Annotated in this window: 22 protein-coding genes, 1 tRNA gene and 1 pseudogene; 12 read left to right on the forward strand and 12 right to left on the reverse strand. The window is 61.2% G+C overall.

The features are described from left to right. Nucleotides 1-185 precede the first annotated feature (185 nt). Nucleotides 186-2,294: an ATP-dependent DNA helicase RecG gene (gene recG / locus V1273_RS18440; protein WP_334362745.1), complete on the forward strand. Its 2,109-nt coding sequence runs from the start codon at nt 186-188 to the stop codon at nt 2,292-2,294. Here recG and V1273_RS18445 read toward each other — a convergent pair. The 4 genes from V1273_RS18445 to V1273_RS18460 form a co-directional block, all read right to left on the reverse strand. After that, a complete protein-coding gene (locus V1273_RS18445; RefSeq protein ID WP_334410499.1) occupies nt 2,246-3,226 on the reverse strand; it encodes a dihydrodipicolinate synthase family protein in 981 nt (326 codons plus the stop codon). The genes recG and V1273_RS18445 overlap by 49 nt on opposite strands. Nucleotides 3,227-3,242: 16 nt before the next feature. Continuing rightward, a complete protein-coding gene (locus V1273_RS18450) occupies nt 3,243-4,028 on the reverse strand; it encodes a DUF502 domain-containing protein (protein WP_334382175.1) in 786 nt (261 codons plus the stop codon). A 146-nt stretch (nt 4,029-4,174) separates the two neighbouring features. Further along, entirely contained in the window at nt 4,175-6,001 is a 1,827-nt protein-coding gene (glmS, locus tag V1273_RS18455; RefSeq protein ID WP_334382174.1) for a glutamine--fructose-6-phosphate transaminase (isomerizing), read from the reverse strand. An 822-nt stretch (nt 6,002-6,823) separates the two neighbouring features. Further along, nucleotides 6,824-7,402, reverse strand: coding sequence for a hypothetical protein (locus V1273_RS18460; RefSeq protein WP_334382173.1), 579 nt, complete (start codon nt 7,400-7,402; stop codon nt 6,824-6,826). A 661-nt stretch (nt 7,403-8,063) separates the two neighbouring features. Between V1273_RS18460 and V1273_RS18465 the strand changes: the two genes are divergently transcribed. Continuing rightward, complete coding sequence (locus V1273_RS18465; protein WP_334362752.1) at nt 8,064-8,540, forward strand: hypothetical protein; 477 nt, start codon at nt 8,064-8,066, stop codon at nt 8,538-8,540. 239 nt (nt 8,541-8,779) lie between these two features. On the opposite strand, the gene V1273_RS18470 is transcribed toward V1273_RS18465, so the two are convergent. Then, nucleotides 8,780-9,160: a winged helix-turn-helix transcriptional regulator gene (locus tag V1273_RS18470; protein ID WP_334382172.1), complete on the reverse strand. Its 381-nt coding sequence runs from the start codon at nt 9,158-9,160 to the stop codon at nt 8,780-8,782. 142 nt (nt 9,161-9,302) lie between these two features. On the opposite strand from V1273_RS18470, the gene V1273_RS18475 reads away from it, so the two are divergent. Next, nucleotides 9,303-9,692 (forward strand): DoxX family protein, encoded by a 390-nt coding sequence (locus V1273_RS18475; RefSeq protein WP_334382171.1) that lies wholly within the window; start codon nt 9,303-9,305, stop codon nt 9,690-9,692. A gap of 129 nt (nt 9,693-9,821) precedes the next feature. After that, entirely contained in the window at nt 9,822-10,463 is a 642-nt protein-coding gene (locus V1273_RS18480) for an NAD(P)-dependent oxidoreductase (RefSeq protein WP_334382170.1), read from the forward strand. Nucleotides 10,464-10,572: 109 nt separating this feature from the next. Here the strand turns inward: V1273_RS18480 and glmU (V1273_RS18485) are convergent. The 4 genes and pseudogenes from glmU (V1273_RS18485) to glmU (V1273_RS18500) all read right to left on the reverse strand — a co-directional run. Next, a pseudogene (gene glmU, locus V1273_RS18485) lies at nt 10,573-11,021 on the reverse strand (bifunctional UDP-N-acetylglucosamine diphosphorylase/glucosamine-1-phosphate N-acetyltransferase GlmU); the annotation flags it as partial. Nucleotides 11,022-11,252: 231 nt separating this feature from the next. After that, on the reverse strand, nt 11,253-11,411 hold the full coding sequence (locus V1273_RS18490; protein ID WP_334362756.1) for a hypothetical protein: 159 nt from the start codon (nt 11,409-11,411) through the stop codon (nt 11,253-11,255). 213 nt (nt 11,412-11,624) lie between these two features. Next, nucleotides 11,625-11,759, reverse strand: coding sequence for a hypothetical protein (locus V1273_RS18495; RefSeq protein WP_334410500.1), 135 nt, complete (start codon nt 11,757-11,759; stop codon nt 11,625-11,627). A 411-nt stretch (nt 11,760-12,170) separates the two neighbouring features. Continuing rightward, nucleotides 12,171-13,529, reverse strand: coding sequence for a bifunctional UDP-N-acetylglucosamine diphosphorylase/glucosamine-1-phosphate N-acetyltransferase GlmU (gene glmU / locus V1273_RS18500; protein WP_334410501.1), 1,359 nt, complete (start codon nt 13,527-13,529; stop codon nt 12,171-12,173). A 164-nt stretch (nt 13,530-13,693) separates the two neighbouring features. On the opposite strand from glmU (V1273_RS18500), the gene V1273_RS18505 reads away from it, so the two are divergent. Next, the gene (locus tag V1273_RS18505; RefSeq protein ID WP_334410502.1) at nt 13,694-15,028 is read left to right on the forward strand and encodes a hypothetical protein; all 1,335 of its coding nucleotides are present in this window, start codon (nt 13,694-13,696) and stop codon (nt 15,026-15,028) included. 97 nt (nt 15,029-15,125) lie between these two features. Next, nucleotides 15,126-15,506, forward strand: coding sequence for a hypothetical protein (locus tag V1273_RS18510; protein WP_028346004.1), 381 nt, complete (start codon nt 15,126-15,128; stop codon nt 15,504-15,506). On the opposite strand, the gene V1273_RS18515 is transcribed toward V1273_RS18510, so the two are convergent. Then, nucleotides 15,466-17,091, reverse strand: a complete 1,626-nt coding sequence (locus tag V1273_RS18515; protein ID WP_334410503.1) for a glycoside hydrolase family 17 protein — start codon at nt 17,089-17,091, stop codon at nt 15,466-15,468. The genes V1273_RS18510 and V1273_RS18515 overlap by 41 nt on opposite strands. 249 nt (nt 17,092-17,340) lie before the next feature. On the opposite strand from V1273_RS18515, the gene V1273_RS18520 reads away from it, so the two are divergent. The 3 genes from V1273_RS18520 to V1273_RS18530 all read left to right on the forward strand — a co-directional run bounded on the left by V1273_RS18520 (nt 17,341) and on the right by V1273_RS18530 (nt 21,027). After that, nucleotides 17,341-17,910: a beta-1-3, beta-1-6-glucan biosynthesis protein gene (locus V1273_RS18520; protein WP_334362761.1), complete on the forward strand. Its 570-nt coding sequence runs from the start codon at nt 17,341-17,343 to the stop codon at nt 17,908-17,910. A gap of 215 nt (nt 17,911-18,125) precedes the next feature. Further along, nucleotides 18,126-20,804, forward strand: coding sequence for a glycosyltransferase (locus tag V1273_RS18525; protein WP_334410504.1), 2,679 nt, complete (start codon nt 18,126-18,128; stop codon nt 20,802-20,804). A 147-nt stretch (nt 20,805-20,951) separates the two neighbouring features. After that, nucleotides 20,952-21,027, forward strand: a tRNA-Lys gene (locus V1273_RS18530). 287 nt (nt 21,028-21,314) lie between these two features. Here V1273_RS18530 and V1273_RS18535 read toward each other — a convergent pair. Then, complete coding sequence (locus V1273_RS18535; protein ID WP_334410505.1) at nt 21,315-21,548, reverse strand: hypothetical protein; 234 nt, start codon at nt 21,546-21,548, stop codon at nt 21,315-21,317. A gap of 587 nt (nt 21,549-22,135) precedes the next feature. Here V1273_RS18535 and V1273_RS18540 point away from each other — a divergent pair. Then, nucleotides 22,136-22,327: a hypothetical protein gene (locus V1273_RS18540; protein WP_156908450.1), complete on the forward strand. Its 192-nt coding sequence runs from the start codon at nt 22,136-22,138 to the stop codon at nt 22,325-22,327. Between the two features lie 1,244 nt (nt 22,328-23,571). Next, the gene (locus V1273_RS18545) at nt 23,572-23,712 is read left to right on the forward strand and encodes a hypothetical protein (protein ID WP_334410506.1); all 141 of its coding nucleotides are present in this window, start codon (nt 23,572-23,574) and stop codon (nt 23,710-23,712) included. Between the two features lie 5 nt (nt 23,713-23,717). Here the strand turns inward: V1273_RS18545 and V1273_RS18550 are convergent, their stop codons facing one another. After that, a complete protein-coding gene (locus V1273_RS18550; RefSeq protein ID WP_334410507.1) occupies nt 23,718-24,644 on the reverse strand; it encodes a sialate O-acetylesterase in 927 nt (308 codons plus the stop codon). A 619-nt stretch (nt 24,645-25,263) separates the two neighbouring features. Between V1273_RS18550 and V1273_RS18555 the strand changes: the two genes are divergently transcribed. Next, nucleotides 25,264-26,055: a hypothetical protein gene (locus tag V1273_RS18555; protein ID WP_334362768.1), complete on the forward strand. Its 792-nt coding sequence runs from the start codon at nt 25,264-25,266 to the stop codon at nt 26,053-26,055. Nucleotides 26,056-26,196: the final 141 nt, after the last annotated feature.

Below are 26,196 nucleotides of genomic sequence, written 5' to 3' on the forward strand. Positions count from 1 at the left end.
CCCTGGTCCCATCCGAACGCCAAACGCCCGGACGTGCCGGGCGGGGGTTGATATAGCGGTCGAGATGACGAATGTCAGCCCCAACAGTTCCGTGAATTACCACTACGTCGTCATTGCCGGGCTTGACCCGGCAATCCATCATCTTTTGAAGAGTGATGGATGCGCTATGTGCGACGAGAGACCTGATGCGCCCCGCCCTGCTCAATCCCTTGTTTGCGCCCGTTACGAGCCTGCCTGGCGTCGGGCCGAAGCAGGACAAGCTGCTGCGCTATCTCCTCAGCCGCGACGAGACCCCGCGGCTGGTCGATCTCTTGCTGCATCTCCCGGCCAGCGTGATCGACCGCCGGGCACGGCCGAAAATCCGCGAGGCTGTACCGGGAACCGTGGTGACGCTGGAGGTCACCATCGACCGTCACCGGCCGCCCCCGCCGCGCAATGCCCGGGCGCCCTACCTCGTCTATGCCTCTGACGATACGGGCGACGTGGTGCTGACGTTTTTTCGCGCCAAGCCCGGCTATGTCGAAAAGCTGCTGCCGGTCGGCGAGAAGCGCTACGTGTCCGGCACGCTGCAGATGTATGACGGCATCCCGCAGATAGTGCATCCCGACCGCGTCGTCGACGAAGCCGGATTTGCAAAACTCAGCGGTATCGACCCGGTCTATCCCCTGACCGAAGGCCTCGCGCTGGGTTCGCTGCGCCGGGCGATCGCACAGGCGCTGCAGAAGTTGCCGGAACTGCCCGAATGGATCAGCCCGGAAGTGATTCGCCGCTGCAACTTTCCGCCGATTCGCCAAGCGCTCACCCGCGTGCATGTGCCGGTCGAACTCACGGACATTTTGCCTGACGGCCCGTTCTGGTCACGGCTCGCCTTCGACGAACTGCTCGCCGGCCAACTGGCACTGGCGCTGGTTCGCGCGCAATTGCGGCGTCCGGCCGGCGACCGCAACGCCGGCGACGGTCACCTGCGCCACAAGATCATCGATGCGCTGCCCTACGCGCTCACCGGCTCGCAGCGCGCGGCGGTCGCCGCCATCACCGAGGATTTGCTCCAGCCGGTGCGGATGTTGCGGCTGCTGCAGGGCGACGTCGGGTCCGGCAAGACGGTGGTGGCGCTGCTCGCCGCGGCCGCCGTCACCGAGGCCGGCAAGCAGGCCGCGCTGATGGCGCCGACCGAAATCCTCGCGCGCCAGCATATCAAGACAATCGCGCCGCTGGCCGAGCGCGCAGGTCTTCGTGTGGCGATCCTGACCGGCCGCGAAAAAGGCAAGGAGCGGCGTGAAATTCTGGCGCGGCTCGAAGCCGGCGAAATCGACTTTCTGGTCGGCACCCACGCGCTGATCCAGGACGACGTGATCTTCAAGGCGCTGGCGCTCGCGGTGGTCGACGAGCAGCATCGCTTCGGCGTGCGCGAACGGCTCGCGCTCACCAACAAGGGCGAGGCCGTCGACGTGCTGGTCTTGAGCGCAACGCCGATCCCCCGCACGCTGGTACTCACTTATTTCGGCGACATGGACGTCTCCGAGTTGCGCGAGAAACCGGCTGGCCGCCAGCCGATCGACACCCGCGCGGTTCCGGCCAGCCGCCTCGATGAAGTCGTCGATGCCGTCGGCCGCGCGCTGAAATCAGGCAAGCTGGTTTACTGGATCTGTCCGCTGGTCGAGGAATCCGAGGCCGAGGGCACCGAACATCTCACCAACGCCACCGAGCGTTTCGAGCGGCTGCAGAAGCGCTTCGGCGACCGCGTCGGGCTGGTGCATGGGCAGATGAAGGGTCCGGATAAGGATCGTGTGATGGCGCAGTTCGCCGCCCACGAGATCGGGCTCCTGGTTGCCACCACCGTGGTCGAGGTCGGCGTCGACGTCCCCGCCGCGACCATCATGGTGATCGAAAACGCCGAACGCTTCGGGCTCGCGCAATTGCACCAGCTCCGCGGCCGGATCGGCCGCGGATCGGAGTCCTCGACCTGCCTGTTGCTCTACAAGGAGCCGCTCGGTGAGATGTCGGCGGCGCGGCTGAAGGTGATCCGGGAGACCACCGACGGCTTCAGGATTGCGGAGGAGGATCTCAAACTGCGCGGCGAAGGCGACGTGCTCGGCATCCGCCAGAGCGGCCTGCCCGGCTATCGCATCGCCCGCTCCGACGTGCACGGCCAGCTCATCACGCAGGCGCGCGACGAAGCGCTGCGCATCATGAAGGACAATCCGAAGCTCAAGGGCGAGCGCGGCGAAGCGCTGCGCTGTCTGCTCTATCTGTATGAGCGCGATGAAGCGGTGCCGCTGATCGGCGCGGGATAACTCGCAACCGTGGCAATGCGAGTCCGGTAGTGCTCGGCGCCCTCGACGATCTTGTCGAGCAGCGCATCCAAAGCCCAGAATTTCTCGCGGATATCGAAGGCGACGGCGCGGCTGTCGGTGCAGGAGAACGTGCCGAGGCGCTGGTGATAAAGCTTGGCAAGCTTCGGGTAGCCCATCGGTTCCGCCATGGCCGATAGCGCGAGGTAGACGGAAAGCTCGTCCGCCAGCGCCGGATGATAGGCATGCTCGGTCATCAGCCACTTGTAGAGATCGGGATGAAAGTTCGTGAATACGCCGGTAAACCCGCGTGAGCCGGCCTTCATTGCCTCAAAGGCAATCGCCGCATTGGCATTGACGATGGCAAGCGGCGTGCCCCGGGTCAGCGTCACGCGGCGCTTCACCGTTTCGAGGTCGCAGGACACATCCTTGAGGATGACGAAGCGGCCGGTGTTGGCGCAGAACGTCAGCTCGTCGTCGGTGAGCAGACGCCGATAGGGCGCCGGGCATTCGTACAGACCAAGCGGAATTTGCTTCGGCAGCCGATCGAGCAGCCAGCTCAGGTCGTCGATGAATTTGCTGCCGCCTTCCTGCTTGGCGTCGAGCCGGTTGGTGACGAGCACCATGCCGTCAACTCCGGTCGCGGCAATCGCGGTCAATTCGGCAAGCTGGTCGTCCAGGCTTTCGCTGATGTGACCGGACGCAATCACCGGGACATGGCCGGCTGCGGCTTGTCTGACGAAAGCGGCGAGCGCAACCCGTTCGTCGAGAGTGAGAAACTGCATCTCGCTGGACTGGCAGACCGCAAACAGCGCGTCCGAACCATTGTCGATGTACCATTCCACCAGCCGGCCGAGGCCGGGATAGTCGATCTGGCCGCTTTCGGTAAACGGCGTGATCATCACCGGAATGATGCCTTCGATCTTCTTGGTCATGATGTCGGCGCCGGCCCTACTCCACCTTCGCCTTCGCGGGAGCCGGCTTCAGCCCCGCAGCCGAATTCGCCACGCGCGCCGCGTTCGCCATGCCGGCCAGCGCGCCGTTACGCTTCTGCTGATCGGAGCCGGGCTGCACCACGCCGGCCGACATGATCAGCGTCGCCGCGTCTTCGGTCGTCATGTCGACTTCGATGATCTTGCTCTTCGGGACGTAGAAAAAGAAACCCGTGGTCGGGTTCGGCGCGCAGGGCAGGAACACCGAGATGTGCTCTTCCTGGCCGGGAAGCTGGCTTGCCACATTCGCACTCGGCGACTGCGAGATCAAAACGATCGACCACATGCCCGGCGAGGGAAATTCAACCAGGCCGACCTTGCGAAAGCTCGACCCCTTGCCCGAGAACAGCGTCTCGAACACCTGCTTCAGGCCGCGATAGATCGCGCGCACCACGGGCATGCGGCCGAGCAGCCGCTCGCCGAGATCGACCAGCGTCCGCCCGATCAAATTGGCGGTGAGGAACCCGAGCAGCGTCAGCGCCACCACGGCGACGATCAGTCCCGAACCGGGCAGACCGAACGGCAGGTAGGTTTCGGGACGGTAGACCGTCGGAACGAACGGGCGGACGAGGTTGTCGACCCAGTTCACGAACCACCAGGTCAGATAGAGCGTGATCGCGACCGGCCCTGCGACAATCAGTCCGGTCAGAAAATAGTTCCGGAAACGGGCCATTAGCCCGGCGTGGTGCGCCTCCGGCAGGGGTTCCTCCGGGGACGCGGGCGGGGGCAGTTCTTCGCGGTTCATCGTGGTTCCAGGTCAGGGCGGCCGAATTCGACATTCGGGCGCGACCGGACGCAAAACCGGGGTCCCACTTTTGCTGATCGCGCCTATGCCAGCTAAGCCATCTTAGCAGGTTTTTGAAGGGCCAGCGTGACAGCGGATGGTCTTGACTATTCGACCGTTACCGATTTCGCGAGATTTCGCGGCTGATCCACGTCGGTGCCCATCACCACGGCGGTATGATAGGCCAAAAGCTGCACCGGGATGGCGTAGACCATCGGGGTGAACGCCGACGCCATGTCGGGCAGCACGATCGTGACCAGCGAGTCGACGGTGGCTTCCGCCGCGCCCTTGGCATCGGTCATCAGGATGATGTTGCCGCCGCGGGCCGCGACTTCCTGCATATTGGAGACCGTCTTCTCGAACACCCGGTCGAACGGCGCGATCACCACCACCGGCATGTTCTCGTCGATCAGCGCGATCGGCCCGTGCTTGAGTTCGCCGGCGGCATAGCCCTCGGCGTGGATGTAGGAAATTTCCTTCAGCTTCAGCGCGCCTTCCAGCGCCATCGGGTAGCTGGTGCCGCGGCCGAGATAGAGCACGTCCTTCGATTTCGAGATGTCGCGCGCCAGTTTTTCGATCTGCGGTTCCAACGTCAGCGCCGCCGCCATCAGCCGCGGAATCTCGACGAGGCCGTGGACGAGCTTGGTCTCGTCTTCGTCAGACAATTCGCCGCGCGCCTTGCCGGCCGCAACCGCGAGCGAGGCCAGCACCATCAACTGGCAGGTGAAGGCCTTGGTCGAGGCGACGCCGATCTCGGGACCGGCCAGCGTCTGCAGCACGGTTTCGCTTTCGCGCGCAATCGTCGAGGTCGGCACGTTCACCACCGACAGGGTGTGAACGCCCTCGGCCTTGGCGTAGCGCAGCGCTGCCAGCGTGTCGGCGGTCTCGCCGGATTGCGAAATGAAGATCGCGAGATCGCCCTTGCGCAAGGGCGCCTCGCGGTAGCGGAATTCGGATGCGATATCGATTTCGACCGGAATGCGCGCCAGCCGTTCGAACCAGTATTTGGCTATATAGCCGGCATAGTTCGCGGTGCCGCAGGCCGTGATCGAAATGCGCTGGATGTCCTTGAAGTCGAACGGCAGCTTGACCGGCAACATGACGCGCTCGCTCGCCATGTCGATGTAACGTGCCAGCGTGTGGCCGACCACTTCGGGCTGCTCGTGGATTTCCTTGGCCATGAAGTGGCGGTAGTTCGCCTTGTCGACCAGCGAGGTCGAGGCGCTGTGCTTGACCGCGTCGCGGTGAACGATCGCGTTGGTCTTGTCGTAAATGGTCGCGCCCTTGCGCGTCAGCACCACCCAGTCGCCGTCTTCGAGGTAGCTGATCGTGTCGGTGAACGGCCCGAGCGCGATCGCATCCGACCCCAGATACATTTCGCCGTCGCCGTGACCGATCGCCAGCGGCGGGCCATTGCGGGCGCCGATCATCAGATCGTCGTCGCCTGAGAAGATGAACCCGAGCGCGAATGCGCCGCGCAGTTCCGACAGCGCCGCCCTCACCGCCTCGACCGGCTTGATGCCCTTCTGGAGAAAACTATCGACGAGGTGGAGAACGATTTCGGTGTCGGTTTCGGTCTTGAAGACCGCGCCCTTCTTCTCCAGCGCCTCGCGCAGCTCGCGAAAGTTCTCGATGATGCCGTTGTGGACCACGGCGACACGATCGGTCGCGTGCGGGTGTGCATTGTTCTCGGTCGGCTTGCCGTGCGTCGCCCAGCGGGTGTGCCCGATTCCGGTGTGCCCCTTCAGCGGTTCCGCATCCAGCCGCTTCTCGAGGTTCTTCAGCTTGCCCTCGGCCCGGCGGCGCGCGAGGTGATCGCCTTCCAGCGTGGCGACACCTGCGGAATCATAGCCGCGATATTCAAGCCGTTTGAGTGAGTCTACCAGAAGCTCCGCGACCGGAGCTTTCCCAAGAATGCCGACAATGCCGCACATGCGGTTCAATTTCCCCAAATCGACGAAATGCGTCGCAACCCGCTAATCTCTTACCGGCAATGGCGGGCAGACAGATACTCAATAATTGTTGCGTATTGAGACAGTCTTAAGCGGAAAGCTTAACAGCCGCCACCCAGGGATTACCCTGTCACATCCGCCTGGCCGACGGAATATGAGCCCGCGATCTCGCGGCATGAACTGCCCGAGGGTTGGCCTTGGTTCCCCCCGAGAAGGAGGAAGCAGGGAATGCCGGGTGCTTGCTGCACCCGCGGTCTCGTGTGCAATGGGTAGAAGGAAGCGCACACGAGCATACAGGTTCAGCGGAGGCAATCCGGCATTCCTTGCGCAATGGCTTTACGGCTTACTTCGCGCTCTCCGGAGACGAATTGCTCTTGTCTCCGTCACCAGCGGATTGAGATTTGTCTAAGCCCGGTCGGGCCGACGCATCTCCGCTGGCTTGACATCAGCCACGGATGCCAGAACCACACGACTTCGCCGTACGCAGCGCCCTCTACCGCCACTCCGATCGACGAAATGCCGTCCGAAGTTCTGGCGAAGGCCTTGAAACGCCGGTCGTCTGCGCAAACGTAAGATCACTCACGGGAGAACCCGCCCTGCGACCACGATCGCGCCCGACGCCGCTGCGTCCACCGCATCCAACCCCGCGTCCGTGACGATCGCGATACGCCCCTCTTGCCGGGGTGGATGGACGGATTGACGCGACCACCGGTGCAATTTGTGCAATATCACCGTAATTCCGCTGTCACCGTAATCCCGCGCAAAGACGCATCAGCGGGGCTCGGACTTTGGCGGCGGTGATGCTCATCGGGTTTTCATCGCCGCGCAGAACTGTTCCGTGACCGCCGTCGTTTCCTCGGTGACGTTCCAGCCGTTCGTCTCGGCGTTTTCCCTGGCCAACTTTTGCTCGGCCTGAAGCATCTTTTTGATTTGCGCGTACGGTTTCCAGTCGGCCTTGGACAGCTTGACAGGGGGCGCACCGCAGACGTTGTGGGCGATCGCTTTCTGCACACTGGTGCTGACGTCGCTCATGTGGCCCTCGACCACGGCGGTGAAGCGCGCCTTGGCGTATTGGCTGTTGGCTGTGATGAAGTCCTTGCAGAAGGCGACCCGTTGACCTCCGTCGCGGGCCTTGATGTAGGCCGTCTGCGTTTCGTAATGGACGCGGTAGGCGAGTTTGTTGGCGTTCGGGTCGGATTTCGCCGCTTCGAGCATGGCGCGGTGGTCACCCAAGGTGGCGTCATTGATCCTGAGGTCACATACTTTGGCGAGGGAGACGACCGGAACGTAGGCCCGCACCTTGGCTTCCAAGGCATCGTTGGCGTGCGCAACTAGTGCGAACAGGCTGGCGGCGATTGCGAAAGCAGCAAGGCAGCGTTTCATTGTTGACGTCCTCCACAAGCGGCTTGTGAGCGCGGTGGCCCAGCCGAGGAGTGTCCAGCCCAAGGCGAATTTCTTGGGCGACTGTCGAGCGCCCATCTTGGATCTGGATCATGCCGCTCCGCATCCGGACCGGATCGTCGGTCGCGCCCATCAATACCACGCCGCAATCCGCCATTGCTGGGCGAAAACTCGCCGGTCGGATCGGTTCTGATCAATAAGTGCCGCCATGTCGGTTGCGGGCCGATGTCGCAATAGAAAGCTGCACCAAGCGCCGGAAAGCCGCGCGATTGGATCGCCAGCCACGCGGCGAACACGGGGGAGCCGCCGGCTGCGCCGGACATTGGTTCTGCCTGCTCTCATGCTGGCCGCGCGCTTGAGCCTCACCGTCGCGAATAGGACGGGGAACCACCCTGCGCCAGCGGCGTGGCCGCCCTGGCGCGCCCGTCGGGAATTACGGTGACAGTGCAGGACTGTCACCGTAATTGCACCGCAATTCCTACAGCCTCGAATAACCTTCGATGCCCGTGATCCTATGCGGTTGAGGCGGTCGGGGGTGGTCGACCAGTGTTTACCGGGGGTTGAAAAAAATGTCGCCCCTCCTTCGAAAGAAGCATAACATTTGGAGCTGCTCTTTGTACCGCGCAAAGGGAGGATCAGTGAAATGTCAAAAGAGGAAACATTCTATCTCGAGGAATACAAGTCACTGAGGCAGGACATGATATCCAAACTCAAGGACCGGCTCGACTACAGTCGCTGGGGCGTCATCGGAATTGCCGCATTATACAGCTACTCCATTTCAAACCCTGGCTATCCGGTTCTTTTTTGGGTGCCTGTATTGTTCTCAATCTTGATGATCGCGCACTTGAACGAGGAACACAGGATGGTTCAAAAAATGAGCCAATACGTCGAGGAGCAAATCGAGCCTTGGATCGCCGGCGGAAAAGCTCCAGAGGGCTGGCAACAATTCCTCAAACGAGAAAAAACGCCACGATGGTGGTTATTATCGAAACGATTTCCATGGCATCTTTGGGACTGGTCGCCCGTGCCAATGTGGGTGGTATTGTTTTTTGGCACCTTTTTGGCTGCGATAGCCGTTACGAGGGGCCTAATTCCCTCCGTAAGTGTACCCAAGTGCTAACGCCTCATCTCTAATTACAGCAAGTAGCCCGCATGAGCGCAGCGATATGCGGGATAACCCCGGATGTCGCTGCGCATCCGGGCTACGCTTGCTAAGCAAACAGGGGCCGTTAAAGCGGCCCCCTGTTTACGTTGAACAATCGTCAGGCGATGGAGCCTGCACGAGTCAACACGCATAAAACGTCAAGACGCATCGCAAGGCGATCTGTAGACGAGCCGTCTGCAGCAGCGTCTTGGAATTCAGCCGCCCTTGGCTTTGCGGCCGCGCGCGCTCGGCTTTACCGGCACGCTCTGTCCATACTTAATCCACCAAGCCGTCAGGGCCTCCATCGTGGGTCCAAGCGCGAGTGCCTTTTGCGTCATCTCATACTCGACCCGCAGCGGCACTTCTGCGAACACGGTGCGCGAGACCAGACCGTCCGCTTCGAGCTCGCGGAGTTGTGCGGTCAGCATGTGCTGGGTGATGCCGGGGATCGCCTTTCGCAGCTCCCCGAAGCGGTAGACCCGCTGGTTGAGCAGCCACATGATCTCCAGCTTCCACTTGCCCGAGAGCAATGCGAACGCGCGCCGCATCTCCTCATGCATGTTGATTTCTTTATTGGCCATAGTCTGGTTTTCCATACTTGCTGCAAGTTATTCATCCTACTTGCGAGAAGCAATCTTATCCTACATTTTCGATGCACAAGGCGCGCAGTAAAGTGCGCATCCTGACAAACGAACAAGATGAAGGAGATTGCTGCTCAACAGCAATCAACGAGACCTCATGGCTGCAATTTACTCTTACTGGATCAGCACGGCGCTTCTGTCCCTGCTGTATCTGACTTCCGCTTACATGTGCGTCACCAAAGGAGATTGGGTCCGGCAGGCGCTCGAGGAGCTTGGCTACCCGACCTACCTCGTGCCGTTGATGATCGTCGTGAAAGTTTTGGGCCCGGCCGCAATTCTGTTGCGCTTCAATGTGACGCTCAGCGATCTCGCCTATGCGGGTATGTTCTATCACCTGCTGTTGGCCTTCTTGGCGCACGTTGCGGTCCGTAAGCCCAGCGCCGCCCTGCCAGCCGTCGTGGGTCTCGTACTATTGGCCGCCTCGTTCGTCACGCAAAACGCCGCTCGCGAGGTCCCGTCGCCCTATATGCAGGCGGCAACGTTCTGACCCGCCCGGCCATCATCAACTATGGAAAGAACATCAATATGAGCCGCATTAAAGGATGGCTGCCATCGTCACAGGTTCGCGGCGCGGGATTGCTTGCGCCACGGCAAAGCTGTTGCCGTTAGGTGCAAAATGAAAGTGACCCTCTTTGGTGCTACCGGAACTACAGGTAGGTACTTGATCGATGAGGCTTTGAAACGCGGCATTGACGTTACGGTCTTTGCGCGGTCGAGCAGCCCCTTTGAAAACGCCAAGGTGAATATCGTTCGCGGTGAGCTTACCGATAGTGCTCTTCTGCGAGAAGCCATCAGCGGATCTGACGCCGTCTTGTCAGCGCTTGGGCCGACGAAGTTACGGCACTCGGAAGATTTGCCGATTACGAGGGCTACGGAAGCGATTATTTCAGCGATAAAGCAGACGCGGGTGCAACGCCTCATTGCCGTTTCTACCGGTACGGCTGCCGACCCCGGGGATCGATTTGACTGGAAAATCGGGCTCCCCGCGTTACTGATCAAGCATCTGATGCGCAACTGCTACAATGACATCCTTGGGCTCGCAAGAGTGATACGAGCTTCGGAATTGGAATGGACAATGGTGCGTGTGGCATTCTTGAAGAACCATCCCGCAACCGCTCACCTCAACGTAGGGCTATATGGCGTTTCCAGACATTCGCTGACCGTCAATCGCGAAAACGTTGCAAAGTTCATGTTCGATCAAATCACCGACCGTCGGTATATCCATCAAGCGCCAGGGATTAGTACGAAAGAAGTTTGACTTCTCGCGGACGCGTCGAAGCCACGGCTCCCCCTTGAACAGGCCAGATCGGCTATGTGGCCCAGGGAATCAATTGTTAGCTACTGAGAGGACTTAAAATCCGTCGCGCCTAACCTTCTTTCTCCGCCTTCGCCCGCATCTTCATCTCGCGGTACCTCGCCGCTCCGCCCTCTCGGTTGCTCTGCGGGCTGCGCTCCACGGCCATCGCGTCGTCGGGCACATCCTTGGTGATAACCGAGCCCGAACCGATATAGGCGCCTTGCCGATTTTGACCGGCGCGACCAGTGAGGAGTTGGTGACGACGAACGCACCCTCGCCGATCAGCGTCTTGTGCTTGAAGAAGCCGTCGTAGTTGCAGGAGATGGTGCGTGCCGAGGTTGGAATTGGCGCCGACATGGGCGTCGCCGACATAGGAGAGGTGGTTGACCTTGATGCCTGCCTCCAATGTCGCGGTCTTGGTTTCGACGGAGTTGCCGATCCGAACGCCGTCGCCTGCCTAGCGAGGTGCCGGGCCGCAAGCGCATAGGGCCCGACGGACGCCTTGCCGATCGAAGTCTGCGCAGTGCCGTCTTCAAAGAAACAGTCGCGCTCTGCCCGCATGCAAGGTACGCCCGCCCGCAAGGTGCGACGGTTCGGTTCCAGCGGGACGAAAGTATGCGCCCGTACTCTTCCGGATAGACGGTCCCGAAATCCGCATCAAAATAGCCGCATTGCAGCGGCGCGGTATTAGTTCACCTAGTATTTGCGTAAAGCCCGGCAGTCCGAAATGGCTGCCGGGCTTTTGCATGACTATCTGTCAGGCTTCTCCAGGGCCGCTTCCAATTCTGTGACGATGTCGTGCAGGAGCCCAATTGCAAGCGGGTCCGTGACTTCGCGCTCCATCACGCGGAAGCGCATCACCCGCTCTTGAAGTTCACGCTGTTCCCTGTCGTCGTCCATGTCGTCCATGACGCGCTCCGCACTGAAGGCATGACGCCGAACGAGACCGATGGTTGCAGGAACTTGAATAAATATTCATCAAGGTTAAGGCGTTGCCTTCGGCGTCAACCGAAGTGGCCTAGTCTGTTTTGACGCGTTTTCTTCACGCGAACCGGGATCCACTTCGCTTGAAAACGCTCTCACAGGCGGTCGCAATTCAGCCGATGCCAGCCGGGTTGCAGGTCAAATACCGAACGAGTGCCTGATCTGCCTCAGCATCGATATGGCGGCATCGGTATACCGACCATGGGTGAGATAATGGTCTACCTGCGACGCACCAAGCAGCATCAAGGCTGCGATTACAAAGCCTTTGAACATAGTGGGCCTCTCCAAAGGAAAGAGACCGCCAACCGGGCTGGTCGAGTTAAAGCCTTTCGGAATTCGCTGTCGCCGATCGCGACCGATCCGCAATGGCGGAATGCTGGCACCAATTGGTAGCCAAATTGCTAAATCGGGCTGCGATGGCTATGGGTGTCTCCACAATTGACACTTCCCGTGTGGAGAGAGCCCCCACCCGGCGCTCCGCCATAGCCGAGACTTTGCCTCGGCGTCTCAGAGGACGGCCACCGAAGGTGGCCTACGCCTCCCCCGCAAGCGGGAGAGGTGAAGCAAGTCCGCGGCCAAATCGATCTAACCGAGAGTCATCAAGCTATGGTCACGGCATTTTCGACCGGAAAGCGTATTGCCGATTGAGACAGTCTAAGCGGGAAAGCTTAACACGCGCTCCGCTTAACCCTCTTTCTTTGCCTTCGCCCGCATCTTCATTTCGCGGTAGCGCGCGGCGCCGCCCTCGCGGTTGCTTTGCGGGCTGCGTTCCACGGCCATCGCGTCGTCGGGTACGTCCTTGGTAATGACGGAGCCCGAGCCGATATAGGCGCCGTTGCCGATTTTCACCGGCGCCACCAGCGAGGAGTTGGTGCCGACGAACGCGCCCTCGCCGATCAGGGTCTTGTGCTTGAAGAAGCCGTCATAGTTGCAGGTGATGGTGCCGGCGCCGAGGTTGGAATTGGCGCCGACATGGGCGTCGCCGACATAGGAGAGGTGGTTGACCTTGACGCCGGCCTCCAGCGTCGCGGCCTTGGTCTCGACGAAGTTGCCGATCCGAACGCCGTCGCCGAGCGAAGTGCCCGGGCGCAAGCGCGCATAGGGACCGATGGACGCCTTCTTGCCGATCGAAGCCTGCACGATGTGCGAGAACGAATGGATCACCGCGCCGTCGGCGATGGTGACGCCGGGGCCGATCACCACGAACGGCTCGATGGTGACGTCGCTGCCGAACTTGGTATCGGCGGCGAGATAAACCGTCTCCGGCGCGATCAGTGTGACGCCGGCATCGAGCGCCGCCTGGCGCAGCCGCGCCTGCAGCACCGCTTCGGCCTCCGCAAGCTGCGCCTTGTTGTTGATGCCGCGCACTTCGTCCTCGCTGGTTTCGCTCACGACGGCCTCCAATCCCATTTCCCTGACGATGGCGACGGCATCGACCAGATAATACTCGCCCTTGCTGTTGGCGTTGCCGATCCGGTCGAGGATTTCCAGCGCGCGGCGGCCGTCGAACGCCATTACGCCGGCATTGCACAGCGTGACTTTACGCTCATCTGCAGTCGCGTCGGCGTGTTCGCGGATCGCCATCAGACGGTCGCCATCGAGCAGCAACCGGCCGTAACCGGTCGGATCGGCGGCGCGGAAACCAAGCACGGCCAGCGCCGCGCCCTGCGCCAGCGGCGCGCGCAGCCGGGCGAAGGTTTCGGGCGAAATCAGCGGCGTATCGCCGAACGCCACCAGCAGATCGTCGGCGCCGCGCGCGATCGCCTCGCGGGCGGCCAAGACGGCGTGCGCGGTGCCGAGGCGCTCGGCCTGAACAAAGGTCGCAGCATCCGAGCGGACGCGCCTGACCTCCTCAGTGACCGCCTTGTGGTCCGGCCCGATCACGACCGCGAGCGCAGCGCCCGCGCCGTGCGGGGCCGCATCCAGCACATGCGCCAGCAGCGACTGGCCGGCGACCTGGTGCAGCACCTTCGGCAGCGAAGATCGCATGCGTGTGCCCTCACCGGCCGCAAGCACGACTGTCAGGCTGGATCGAGCGATCATTCTGGTCCTCAGGCGAACAAGGTTGCGCGGTCCGTCTTTAATTGTTTTCCCCTGGAGATCAAACCGATTCGCCGCCCCGAAAACGTCCGGATTCAAGTGGGCGTCGCTTTTCCTGTTAATGTTTACCCTGTGATTCGGCGGGCCTCGAGGAGGGCCAGGGGCGCTTGGCCAAGAAACCAGACCATCTCGCAGACTTCGAGGCGGATGACAGCGGCGGCGTGCTGAGCAACCTGTTCGCCGACGAAGATGAACTCGACCGCCGCGCGCTGTGGCGGATCGGGTCCTGGGGTGTCGGCGCCACGGCTGCGGTGACTCTGGCCGTCATGGCCAACCAGTCATCCCTTGGATTGAAGCGCGAACAGGTCGCGGCCGCTGATATCACCCGGCGGGCGCAGCAAATTCAGCTCGTAGCCAAGGAAACCCAGAAGGAAACCCAGAATGAGGCGCGGCGGCTCGCCGCCGCCATCGATACGCTGAACGGCGATCGCGACCGGCTGTATTCCCGTGTCACCAGCCTGGAACAGGGGCTGGAATCCGTCACCGGGGCCATCGTCCGCCAGGGTTCCGCGCAGGCTTCGCCGGTCGCAAATGTGGAACCGCAAGCTGCGCCGAAGCCGGCATCGCCAAGCGTCGCGCCGGTAGCGACCGCCCCGGCCGCAGCGGCGGTCGCAGACAAGGCCACCGCCGAGCCTGCCCCGGCGACGGTTTCGCACGCGGCAAAGGATGCGGCAAAGACCGACGCAGCCAAGACAGAGAGCGCCAAGCCGGAAATGGCCAAGCTGGAAACGGCAAAGGCTGAGATGGCAAAGGCTGAGATGACAAAGGCCGCCGCCGTCACGCTGGAGCCTGCCAAGCCGGAGCCCGCGAAACCTTCGCCCGCCACGCCACTGATGGCCGCGCAGTCGATGATGGCTCCGCCCGACCCCGCCGCCAGCAAACTGATCGAACTGGGCAAAGGGCCGAACCCGGTGATCGCAAGCCCGATCCCCGATGTCGTGGCGTCGGCGCCGACCGATGCGGAGGCGGATGACGCCACCGCGCCAAAAATATCCCTGCAGCGGACCGAGTTCGGGGTCGATCTCGGCAGCGCCAATTCGGTGAACGGCCTGCGCGCGTTGTGGCGCGGGCTGCTGAAATCCAGATCGAACGCGCCGCTGACGGCACTGCGCCCGATCATCGTCGTGAAGGAAGGCACCAACGGCCTCGGCATGCAGCTTCGCCTGGTCGCCGGTCCGCTGAACGACGCCGGCGCCGCCGCCAGGATCTGCGCCATTCTTGCCGAAAACAGCCGTCCTTGCGAGACCGCGATCTTCGATGGCCAGCGGCTGTCGTTGAACGATCCGCCGCCCAGTGCCGCCAAGCCTGCCCCGCGCCGGCGCGGCATCGCCAAGCAGCCGGCGGCGACCGTCGTTGAGGAGGTGGCGAAGAAGCCGGAGCCGCCGCCGGAGCCAACGCAGACGACATTTTCGTCCATCTTCGGCAAAAAAAATTCACAATAAGCTTTTGGCTACAGAGCGTTATGACGAAATTCTGACGTGCATTTTCGCTAGCCTGCGAACGCTTGTCCCGGCCGCCAATCCCGACCATATTGCGCCGATGAAAAAATCCCCGTTCCGGCTCACGCCCTATCAAGTCCAGTTCCTGCTGGTGGTCGGCTTCGTCACCGTCGGCTACGCGCTCTATCTGCGCTACCTCACGGTCGAGTTCTCGACGGTCGCGCTGGCCTGCGACGCCGGCCTGCAGACCATGCAGTGCAAGTCGCGGACGCTCGCCACCTACCTGTTCAAGAATTCGGTATTCGGCATCACCGCGCTGATCATTGCGACGCTTCACGTCATGCGGCCGTCGATCGTGCTGCTGACCGGCGGCCTGATCGCGGCGGGATTCGGGATCGTGCTCTACAATATCGCGCTGTCGGGAATTGCGATCGGCCTGCTCATTTTGGGATTTGCACGGCCCGCGCCCGCCACAGCGTGAGCGCCAGCAGCAAATAGATCGCGCAGGTCCACATCGCCTGCCAGTTCTGATTGCCCTCGTTGAAGCCGGTGAAGAGCGCGCCCGCGACCAGCAAGCCGGCAAAGGCGGATTCGGCAATCGGGCGAACGCCGTCTTTCGGCCGGTTCAGCAGCATCAGCGCCGCGAACGGCACCACCGCCATGGTCAGCGACGCGAACGGAAAATCGCGGTAGCGCGGATCGAACGTAAAGCCGAGCGCGGTTTGCGCCGCAATCAGCGTGGTGACGACAAGCGCAAGCCCCAGCAACGCCGATAGCACCGACTTGGTCCGGCCCTCGCGCGGCCCGAGCAATTCGAGGAAGGTCGGCAGCGACCGCCCCGACATCGCGGCGTTCGCACACAGCATCGGCGCGGCAATGGCGGCTGCCAGCAGCGCGCCCCATTGCAGCCAGCCGCCTGCCCCGTAGCTCTCGTAAAACATCTTGTCCGCGGCGACGCCGAGCAGCATGCCGGCGGTCGTCGCCGACGTCCCGACTGCGACCCACGAAGCCAGCCCGGGCTTCCACGGCCGCCGCCGCAGCGTCAACCAGCCCGCCAGGAAGACGAAAGCGCTGAGCGCCATCCCGCCTCCCATCTGCAGTTTCCAGAACGGATAATTGCTGATCGGCTCTCCAGGCGGATATTTCACCGCCCGCTGCGCGTCATTGATCATGCCCCAATAGCCGCCGACGGTGCCTTCGAGCTGACGCTTCCACGGCTGGTCGTAGGCCTCGATCAGATTGACCCGAAATTTTTCGCGCTTGGCGAGATCGAGGATTTCCGACACCACGCGCGCCTGGTTGGTGCGTGACGGCAGCGCGCCTTCGCGCATCCGCCCCGCGCTCGGCCAGCCGGTTTCCCCGATCAGGATTTCCTTGGCTGGAAATGCCACGGCCATCCGCTTGCGAATATCGTCGACATGGCCGGCGGCGTGTTTCGCGCGCACCGGCATGTCTTCCCAGTACGGCAGGATGTGGATCGTGACGAAGTCGACCGCGTCGTAGATTTCGCGGTTGCGCAGCCAGAACTCCCAGACGTCGGCATAGGTGACGGGCACGGTGACCCGCGACTTGACCGAGCGGATGTGGGCGGCGAGATCCGATGTCGTCATCTCGCCGCGCAGCAGCACCTCGTTGCCGACCACCAGCGCCGTAATGACGTCCGGATGTTCCTTGGTCAGTTCGATCGCAACCGAAATCTGGGCAAGATTCTTGATTCGATTGCTCGAGAGCCAGATCCCCTGGATCACCTTCAGCCCGACCTTGGCGGCCAGCGCCGGAACCTGGTCGAGCCCATTCTCGATCGAATAGGTCCGCACGCAGTCGGTAATCTTGGCGAGCTGCGCCAGGTCCTGCGCGATCTGTTCAGGAGGGATCTGCGTGGTCGGGATCAGGGGTGTCTGCGCGCCGCGGAACGGCGCGTAGGAGACGCATTGCAGCTTGGCCGTGGGATCGATCGGCGCGCGCACAAGCGTAATCGGCGTGGCGAGCCACCACCAAAGAGCCGCGATCATAGCGAGCGATGAAAGGAGAAGCGCCAGCGGCGTACGAAGAGAAATCGGTTCCATCCTCCGGGCGGGGACCGTCGATTACCCGTTCATCGGCGTTCTGCCAAGATGCACGATCGCCCTATTCTGCCTCGTCCCTGCGGCAGTTTTACCAGCGCCTATGATAAAGTTGTGACTTTGCTGGACAAAATCTGAAATACCCGTCATGTGAATCGCCGGATGTTTCCGCCGCATTGGGGACCTATTTGGGCGGCAACAAGCCAGAACACCACACCAGCCGCTCGCGGCAGGAAATTGATCGGGGAATGTATGCGTCGACGGGTGCTTGATCCAAGAGTTGCGGTTTTGAGGCGCTTTGCCGCTGCCGGCCTGGCCCTCCTGATCGGATCGGGCGGGGCGTTTGCCCAGAGCGGCAGCCCAACCCCGCAGGATCAAGGCAAGGCGCCGGCCAGTGCCGCCGACGCCAGCAAGGACAACCAGCGCAAGACCGACGAATTCGTCGAGGCAGCCCAGGCGATCAACGGCCCGGCCGGGAATCCCGAATGCGTCTGGCTCGGCCGCCGGGTGGTTCGCCTGATGTGGCGAGACGATCTGGATACCGCGTTCCGGCATCTCGATCTCTATGACCGGTTCGGCTGCCCCGGCGGGCATGTCCAGGCCACCTTCCGCTGCCTGACCCGCTTTGGCGGACAGATCGATCCCAAGGTGGCGGAGACGCTCGACAGTCGCATCCACGTCTGCTGGATCAATCCGGGCGCCCAGCCGCAGGCTGCCGCAGCAGCCAACCCGGCGCCTGCGACTGCCGGCAATGCGACGCCTGCGCCGGCCGCTTCGCCCTCGCCGGCCCCCAGCGCCGCGCCTAGCCCGCAGGCGAAATAGACGTCCGGCATTCAGGATACGTTCAGCGGAACGATCCTATTTATCCGGCGTTTTGATTCGTCACGCCCTTAAGGCGCCGTCCTTAAAAAAGTCATGGCGTCATACCAGTTGTGAAAACGCAGGGCAGGACTATCCTTATGATGCCGCCGTGTCGGTCGAACCTAGGGGACAGGTTCGCTTCCCATAAATTGCAGCCCCGTATGGTTTAGCCCCCGATGCGCGCTGTCGTCGCCGTTCTGCTGTTTGTCACCGCAGCTCACGCCGGGCTGTGGGGCCTCTTCCAGGAAAAGCAACCGGCGCCCGATTTCAGGGGCATTCTGCCGAGCGTCTCGTATGCGCCGTTCGAGGGTTCGGCGCATCCCGACGTCGACAATATTCCGCAGATCGAAAAGATCCGCGCCGACCTGAAGAAGCTCTCGACGATCACGCGCGCGATTCGTCTCTACTCCTCGACCGGTGGCGTCGAACTGGTGCCGCCGATCGCTGCCGAATTCGGCCTGAAGGTCACCGTCGGCGCCTGGATCGACAAGAATTCCGATCGCAACAAGCGCGAGATCGAGGCGGCGATCAACCTCGCCAAGCGCAACAGCAACGTCAACGGAATCGTCGTCGGCAACGAAACGATTTTCCGCGGCGAGCAGAAGATCAACGACTTGGTCGACCTGATCAAGCAGGTCAAGAAATCCGTCAACGTTCCCGTGACGACCGGTGAGATCTGGAACATCTGGCGCGACAATCCGGAACTGGCGTCCTCTGTCGATTTCATCGCCGCGCACGTGCTGCCCTATTGGGAGAACTTCACCGACAAGCAAGCCGTCGATCAGGCGGTGGCCATGTTCCAGCTCTTGCGCGATCAGTTTCCCGGCAAACGGATCGTGATTGCCGAGTTCGGCTGGCCGAGCGCCGGATACAATTTGAGGAACGCCGAGCCCGGCCCGTTCGAACAGGCCTCGGTGCTGCGTAATTTCGTCACCCGCGCGGAAGCGATCGGCATCGACTACAACATCGTCGAGGCGATCGATCAGCCCTGGAAATTCTTCGAAGGCGGCGTCGGCCCCTATTGGGGCATCCTCGATGCCAATCGCGAACCGAAATTCGCGTGGACCGGTCCGATCGTGAACGAGAACTATTGGAAGCTCGCCGCGATCGCGCTGCTGATGGGCATCCTGATGTCGCTGCCGATCCTGCGGCTCGAGCAGCCGACAATCATGCAGGCGCTGCTGCTTTCAACGGCAGCGAACGGCGTCGGCGCCTGGGTTTCCACCGTGTTCGCCTACTGGGCCGGGCATTATTTCGTGTTCGGCTCGGCCTTTGCGCTGACGCTTGGCCTGATCCTGCTGATTCCGCTGATCCTGATCGCGATGGCGCGCATCGACGAAATCGCGGCGATTGCCTTCGGCCGCGGGCCGCGCCGGCTGATTACCAAGAGCGCGCCGTTAGCGCCCGCCACCATCGGCGAGAACGTCGCCTTCCCGAAGGTTTCGATTCACATCCCCGCTTACTACGAGCCGGTCGAGATGCTGAAGCAGACGCTGGATGCGGTGTCGCGGCTCGACTACCCGAATTTCGAATGCGTCTGCATCATCAACAACACGCCTGATCCGGAATTCTGGCGGCCGATCCAGGATCACTGCCGTGCGCTCGGCGAACGCTTCAAGTTCATCAATGCCGAGAAGGTGCAGGGCTTCAAGGCCGGCGCGCTTCGCATCGCCATGGAGCGCACCGCGGCGGATGCCGAGATCATCGGCATCATCGACGCCGACTATGTCGTGCATCCGGACTGGCTGAAGGATCTCGTGCCGGTGTTCGCCGACGCGCGCGTCGGCCTGGTGCAGGCGCCGCAGGAGCACCGCGACGGCGACCGCTCGCTGATGCACTACATCATGAACGGCGAATATGCCGGGTTCTTCGACATCGGCATGGTCCAGCGCAACGAGTTCAACTCGATCATCGTGCACGGCACGATGTGCCTGATCCGGCGCTCCGCGATGGATATGGCCGGCGGCTGGTCCAGCGACACCATCTGCGAGGACACCGACCTCGGCCTGACCATCCAGCAGCAGGGTTGGCTGACGCACTACACCAATTTCCGCTATGGCGAGGGCCTCCTGCCCGACACCTATGAGGCGTTCAAGAAGCAGCGTCACCGCTGGGCCTATGGCGGCTTCCAGATCGTCAAGAAGCACTGGCGGCGCTTCCTGCCCGGCGCGAGCCGGCTGACGCCGGACCAGCGCCGCGAATTTTCGCTGGGCTGGCTGAACTGGCTCGGCGCCGAAAGCTTGGGCGTCGTCGTGGCGATCCTCAACCTGATCTGGGTGCCGATCGTGGCGTTTGCCGACATCGCCATTCCCGACAAGATCCTGACGCTGCCGATCATCGCCTCCTTCGCAGTCTCGCTGATCCATTTCGTCGCGCTCTACCGCTTGCGGGTGAAGATCAAGGCCGGCCAGATGCTAGGCGCCATGATAGCGGCGATGAGCGTACAGTGGACGGTGTCGCGCGCGGTGGCCCAGGGCCTGATCACCGAGCACCTCGCCTTTGCCCGCACCTCCAAGGGCGGTCTGTCGCGGATGTCGATCGAATTCCAGGCGTTCTGGGAGGCCGTGATCGGCGTGCTGCTGCTGATCGGCGCCGCCGTTCTGGTCGTCACCAACGGCTACAAGGAAGTGCGCGAGATCTATATCTTCGCGGGCGTGCTGGTGCTGCAAAGCCTGCCGTTCCTCGCGGCGGTCGCGATCGCGCTTTTGGAAAACTCCCGTATCAATTCCTTCGCTTTCTGGCGTAACAGCGCGGTGCGGACGGCGGAACTGATCGGGCTGCGCCCGGTCACCCTGCCGACGGTCAACACCCAGTCCCAGCCGGTCGCCTCCGAGATTCGCCGCGAGGTCAACTAACCGCCGTGGATTGATTGCCGCCGGGTGGTTGAAGAAGCCGAACTAACCTTTAGCTACCTAAAGAGAATTGGGATCAAGCAGACCACGAATTTGCCGTGCTTGTGCTATTGACCCGCAGGGGCCCGCCCCCTACACAGCGCGGCGAGTGAGCGCGTAGCTCAGGCGGTAGAGCACGTGACTTTTAATCATGGGGTCGAGGGTTCGAGTCCCTCCGCGCTCACCAATAGAATCAAATACTTGTAGGTCATTTCACACCTCTGCTTTCGGACATCAGCAAGCGCGGAGGTCGTGCTGCCCCGTTTTGGGTGGTTAGCCGACCCGTACGGCTTGTTCAGGAAGCAATCGCGATTGCCCAGCGCCTTCTCTGCGTACTGATCGATCGCGACTGTGATCGCCTGGACGTGTTGATAGCGTAACCTTCACGCGCAGCCCGCTGGCGCAGTTCGGCCAGCGCTCTGAGCCATGGAGAGCTGTCGCCTTTCTCGTCGGACCACTGCAGCGGCTCCGGCATCACCAACTCCGGCCGCCGAGCACGCGCCCTTTTGTTGGACCGCCCTGCTCTGCTTTGAGCAGATCCCACTCGGTGCACAGCCCCTCGATCTTCGCCAGCATCCTCGTGAGCAGCAGCTCGGCCGATGCAGTGGAAATGCCGGCACGCTGAAGCTGCAGGATCTCCTTATGCTGTCTTCCGACCTGGACCTGCATGTGGTCGATTTCGGCTCGGTAAAAGTCGATACCGGGCATGCTACATCCCCTGAACTGCCAGATTTTCCCGACAAGAACAACACATGAACATTTAAGCAAGCCATTAGTAACGGTGGTCTGTCAGAGCACCGCCCCAAACAATTGAAAGAAGTCATTTCCGTGCCTTGGTCCGCCTCGTTTGAGGATCCAATACCGCTCCCGGATGGCCGGCGCCTCCTCACCTTGAAAGAAGCCGCCAGCTACATCACGAAGCTATCGAAGGCTGAGCACTCCGCGCCAGAATGGCAGGCCGCCATGGAGGCGCTGATCCTCGTTGCAGAGAACGGCGGCCACGATGCTGGCCCGGATCGGCGTCATGCGGGCGTTGAACCGTCACGTCGAGCGGGTTTTTAATCCCGATCGCAAAACTCATCATTGGGGCAAGCGCAAGCTGAAGAGAGACCAATGACCGTTTTTGTCTACGTCAATACCAGCAAGCAGGTGGAGATCCCGAGCACATCAAGGGGTTTGCCAATGTGGACGCCGCAGAAAGGTGGTTTGAGGAAAACGATCCTGAAGGCGTAGCCTTTGAGTATGAGGTCTTGGAGTGAACCGCTGCCTTCCAATTACAACTAGCGGAGAGCGAAATGGCTGAGAGAATAGACGTTGAGGTTACCGGCAAATCGCAGTTTGAAGTCGCCCACGACATGGCGAGGTTCATTCTAATTAATATGGAAGGGCGTCAGGTGAAGCGCATAAAGCGGCAAGAGTTCTTGCATTTGGTGGCTGACTGCATCGAGGCCTTGCGCGGCATCAAGGTCAGGGAGATTGTCAGCTAAAAAGTACGGCACCCCTGCAGGCTCCAGCCTCCACTTGTCTGCACAAGCAATCAAGTTGGTGACAAGGTTTGCGAGCGAGGACGCCCCGGAAAAATGGTTCGAGATTACCGGCATGTCGCGTCTCTTCGTTGCCAGCGGTGATCAGGACCTTTTTGCGGTCGTCAGCCCGCGCGCGCGAATGGATCAGCGACCGGCCGACCGCACCCGGTGAAGGAAGCCTGCGCATCTGCGCCAGCAAAGCCGGCGTCACACCGTATAGGCGACTGGCATGGTTTCTGCTGCCTAGGTGCCGCTGGGGATTTAAGCGACCCAGTTTAGGACGGAAACGCCGCCGGGCATGTATTTTGATACCGGCGGCGTCCTTTTCCAAGACAACAGGCCACGAAACCTTTTCCAAAACTGACGAAAAACTGAAACAAAGCCGGCCTACCATCCACCGTACAAAATACGGTGCCAGCAAGGGGACGTACGGCACGCGATTCGAGGTCGGCCTCCCATTATTGCCGATACAGTTTGTTGATGGGCAGGAGTATTTCAATGGGACAGTCATTTAAAAAGGCAGAGCACCTTCTTTTGCAGATCTCGACCGATCTTCAAAACCGGATGGCCGAGATCCGGACACTCAGAGAGGCAATACGGATTGTGGAGGCGATACGGCACCAAGAGCCTATCGCCCCTGCAGTCGTCGCGCATCCCCAAGCAACGAGCTGCGCGGCTAACTGAGCGCACTAGGAACTGCGAGACTTCGTCGGCCTGGCATCGCTCGACGCCATATCGGGTGCCTGCAACTTACGCTCGAGCTCGGTCTTTCTTAGCCTCAGCTTCGCGCTGAGGACATGTTGCACGGCGCAAACAGCTCATCTATCCGTCAAGGCGCTCTTCATGACGCGCCCACGATAATGAGCCATATCGACTCAAGCTGTTTTGAAGGACAGCGAATCATAGAGATTGACGTACGAGATTGACGGTACCGAACTCGGCAAACCGGCCGACTATTCCATCCCCTCAAGCTCGCGAACGTCCCATAGTGAAACTGCCAGGATAATGAGCGATGGCGTCCACGCGAGCATGGCTCCAAATGCTATCGCTTGCAAAGTGGTCATGGATCGTTCCCCAAACTCCAACCCGCGACCATTAGTGTTGACAGCTCGAATTTTGATTTGTCGATGACGATATGAAGGCATTTTATGTGATGCGAACAGTTGCCCGCTTGGTCTGACTTTCCTGGTACAATTGTGCGTGCGATGCAGCGCGAACAGAAAATCCCCTTCGGCGACGTGCGCGAAAGCGGCGCCACCAAGATACTTGTGCATTGCATCTGTGGTCGCGCCATCCAGATGGAAACCGGCCGCTGGCCTTCCCATGAGTTTTGCCGGCGCGTGTGAGGTGCTCACGGCGCGTTTGAGAGCAAGTCTGCCCAGGCTTTGGCGACCTTCTGTTCTCCCGATGAGCCGAAATGGCAATCGTCGTATCGATCCAAATCGTCAAGCAGGGCGTCTGAATTAACTCCGCTTCTCAGATTGGCACCGGGCTCAGGGAGCGCCAGTTGAGCGCGCGCGACGGCGTTGTCGGGAGAGTGGGAGCGCGTTCCTCCATTTGTTGCTCCCAAGCACTTTGTCGCTATGCCAATGTATACCGGCGCCGCCACGTTATAAGATCTCAACGAGTTAACCAGCGACAAGAAGCGGTCGCGGTAGTCCTTCTCGCTCGTTCCCTTCACGTAGTCGATCTCACCTTGCACCCAGAGTACGTGCGTCACAAGATACCCTTGCCGCTGCAGATGGCTCGCGGTGTCGGTCATGATTGCGTTCAAATCGCCGCCCGGCCCCCAACGAGAGACCTCAGAGCCGCTTATGGACACGGGAGCCAGTACGACTTGGTCGAACGATCCGCGTTCCAGCAGAAGATTGCCGAGCTGGGTCCAATACTCACCGCCGATGCCGTCGGATCCCAGCAGGGGCGACGCGGCGACATAGCATCGTCCATCGAAAAAATTCACAACCTTCTCTCCGTGTTCCGAGCGGAACCGTTGCCCCCCGTGATTTCCAGCGTTGGACTGCCCGATCAGCAGCAGAACGGCTGTACGGCTCGTCTGCTCCGGGCAGGTGACAGCTTTCTTCTGATCGCCCGAAACGAGCCGTCCCGTTTGATCAAACGTGTAGAGGTCTTCAGGAGCCGTCCTGCCCGCGACGCCAGCCTTCAGCGCCTGCAAAAACGGAAACGGAAATAATTGCTGGCGAGCGCTATACGCTCCAAACAAGTACGTCGCGGTCAGGACAAGAATTGCTAACAAAAGCCTCACGGGCGACATCTGCATTCAGAACACCTGAAAATTTGGCTCAGCGTTTTGGGCAATTAGCGCAAAGATTGATGGCGCGAAAAGGACCTTGGCCAGCGGTGCGTTATTCTGACGCCCGAGCGGGACACCACAGTTGCGGCCGTCATTTTGCTCTTCGCGTGACTTTGAGCCACCTCCAGCTGGTGCCCTCACGGGCGCGCATATCAATCTCCGGTCAAGCGCTTTGCCAGCGGCCTCTGCTACTCGCGCTGCGCCGGTCTCGATATCGTTCGCGCAGCGGCAGAGCGCCCCGACTGGCATAGTCGATGCAGATGAGGCTCCCATGATCAAGGGGAGCAAAGGCCGCGCCTGATCACCATCCTGTTGACCGGGAAGGAGGCCTTTCGCTGGCGCCGGAACTGCGAAGGGTCAGGACTCCTTCCGTAGTTCTCCGGCCGTGAACATAGTTCCGCCTTCCCGGTTGCGTTAATTGCGCCGGTACAGTTCCGGGTGAATTAGAAAAAGACGACGTGACGTGTAGTTGAATGCTCATCCCTTGGAAGCTTCGTAGGCTCAAAACCGTCCCGTCGAAATGTTAGTTCGTCGTAGCGCAGATGCGCGGTGGCGGGTGCCATTGCATTTGACACGGAGTACCAAAATGGTTTCCACGCCGGACAACAAGTTCGTGGAAGGGCAGATCGAGAGTTGTCTTTCGAACCTGCTAAGCGAAGCCGGAGTGCATCCTTCGGCCCCGCCGACCACCATGAAGACGTCTCGCGCCCCGCGGGCAACGATTCATCGATCGGCGGGTTGGCGCTATGTGGTTTTCGTCGGCTCTCTCGTGACAGCATCCGTTGGTGGCGCTACTTGGTGGTTGTCCTCCTCCGCTCATACAGCGATGATCGCCCCCTCGGATCCAGCACCTCTGTCAGAGGCCGCGCCGGGAGCCGTCAAAGACGCAGCGCCGACTGCCGTCGCCATGTCTTCCGACTTGGCGCAGCAACTCCAACCGATGACGCGCGATCTCGCTGCCTTGAGGCAAGCGGTAGAACAGCTCAATGTTAGGCAAGAACAACTGGTCCGCGACAATGAAAATGTCGCGAGCCAACTCAAGGCGAGCCATCAAGAAATGGCACGCAACAACAGTATCATCGAGCAGGTCAAAGCGACCCAGATCCAGATGGCGCGCGAAAGCCAAACGCTCACCGAGCGGCTCAACGCAAGCCAGGAACAACTCGCCCTCGTCATCGCCAACGCTTCTGAGCCAACGGTGATGCCTGCAGAGCCAAAGGTAAGCCCCGAACAGCCAAGGGTAATGCCCGAGATACCACTGCCGCGTCCGCGGCAGTCGGCCAATGTCGCCCAGGCGCAAAAGCCGTCGCCAACCGCAGCCCGACCGCAAGCCCAAAAACAGCAATCGCCATTAGCATGGCCGTGGTCAGTGCGCTAATGCCGTCTACCTTCCTTTCTGCGACGTGATGAGGTAGCGCAGCATTGCAGTTTTCGCATGACATTGGCATCTCCCGTCCAGCGCGTGATTGCGCCGGCAGATGAAAGAGCCTGGGTCGACAATACATGAAGTGCGTTTCGC

Source organism: Bradyrhizobium sp. AZCC 1721 (assembly GCF_036924715.1).
GTDB lineage: Bacteria > Pseudomonadota > Alphaproteobacteria > Rhizobiales > Xanthobacteraceae > Bradyrhizobium.

Excerpts from the sequence above, each read along its gene's own strand:
- recG (WP_334362745.1), top strand. The coding sequence starts at position 186 with ATGCGCCCCGCCCTGCTCAATCCCTTGTTTGCGCCCGTTACGAGCCTG.
- V1273_RS18445 (WP_334410499.1), bottom strand. The coding sequence starts at position 3,226 with ATGACCAAGAAGATCGAAGGCATCATTCCGGTGATGATCACGCCGTTT.
- V1273_RS18450 (WP_334382175.1), bottom strand. The coding sequence starts at position 4,028 with ATGAACCGCGAAGAACTGCCCCCGCCCGCGTCCCCGGAGGAACCCCTG.
- glmS (WP_334382174.1), bottom strand. The coding sequence starts at position 6,001 with ATGTGCGGCATTGTCGGCATTCTTGGGAAAGCTCCGGTCGCGGAGCTT.
- V1273_RS18460 (WP_334382173.1), bottom strand. The coding sequence starts at position 7,402 with ATGAAACGCTGCCTTGCTGCTTTCGCAATCGCCGCCAGCCTGTTCGCA.
- V1273_RS18465 (WP_334362752.1), top strand. The coding sequence starts at position 8,064 with ATGTCAAAAGAGGAAACATTCTATCTCGAGGAATACAAGTCACTGAGG.
- V1273_RS18470 (WP_334382172.1), bottom strand. The coding sequence starts at position 9,160 with ATGGAAAACCAGACTATGGCCAATAAAGAAATCAACATGCATGAGGAG.
- V1273_RS18475 (WP_334382171.1), top strand. The coding sequence starts at position 9,303 with ATGGCTGCAATTTACTCTTACTGGATCAGCACGGCGCTTCTGTCCCTG.
- V1273_RS18480 (WP_334382170.1), top strand. The coding sequence starts at position 9,822 with ATGAAAGTGACCCTCTTTGGTGCTACCGGAACTACAGGTAGGTACTTG.
- V1273_RS18490 (WP_334362756.1), bottom strand. The coding sequence starts at position 11,411 with ATGGACGACATGGACGACGACAGGGAACAGCGTGAACTTCAAGAGCGG.
- V1273_RS18495 (WP_334410500.1), bottom strand. The coding sequence starts at position 11,759 with ATGTTCAAAGGCTTTGTAATCGCAGCCTTGATGCTGCTTGGTGCGTCG.
- glmU (WP_334410501.1), bottom strand. The coding sequence starts at position 13,529 with ATGATCGCTCGATCCAGCCTGACAGTCGTGCTTGCGGCCGGTGAGGGC.
- V1273_RS18510 (WP_028346004.1), top strand. The coding sequence starts at position 15,126 with ATGAAAAAATCCCCGTTCCGGCTCACGCCCTATCAAGTCCAGTTCCTG.
- V1273_RS18515 (WP_334410503.1), bottom strand. The coding sequence starts at position 17,091 with ATGGAACCGATTTCTCTTCGTACGCCGCTGGCGCTTCTCCTTTCATCG.
- V1273_RS18520 (WP_334362761.1), top strand. The coding sequence starts at position 17,341 with ATGCGTCGACGGGTGCTTGATCCAAGAGTTGCGGTTTTGAGGCGCTTT.
- V1273_RS18525 (WP_334410504.1), top strand. The coding sequence starts at position 18,126 with ATGCGCGCTGTCGTCGCCGTTCTGCTGTTTGTCACCGCAGCTCACGCC.
- V1273_RS18535 (WP_334410505.1), bottom strand. The coding sequence starts at position 21,548 with ATGCCCGGTATCGACTTTTACCGAGCCGAAATCGACCACATGCAGGTC.
- V1273_RS18540 (WP_156908450.1), top strand. The coding sequence starts at position 22,136 with ATGGCTGAGAGAATAGACGTTGAGGTTACCGGCAAATCGCAGTTTGAA.
- V1273_RS18545 (WP_334410506.1), top strand. The coding sequence starts at position 23,572 with ATGCAGCGCGAACAGAAAATCCCCTTCGGCGACGTGCGCGAAAGCGGC.
- V1273_RS18550 (WP_334410507.1), bottom strand. The coding sequence starts at position 24,644 with ATGCAGATGTCGCCCGTGAGGCTTTTGTTAGCAATTCTTGTCCTGACC.
- V1273_RS18555 (WP_334362768.1), top strand. The coding sequence starts at position 25,264 with ATGGTTTCCACGCCGGACAACAAGTTCGTGGAAGGGCAGATCGAGAGT.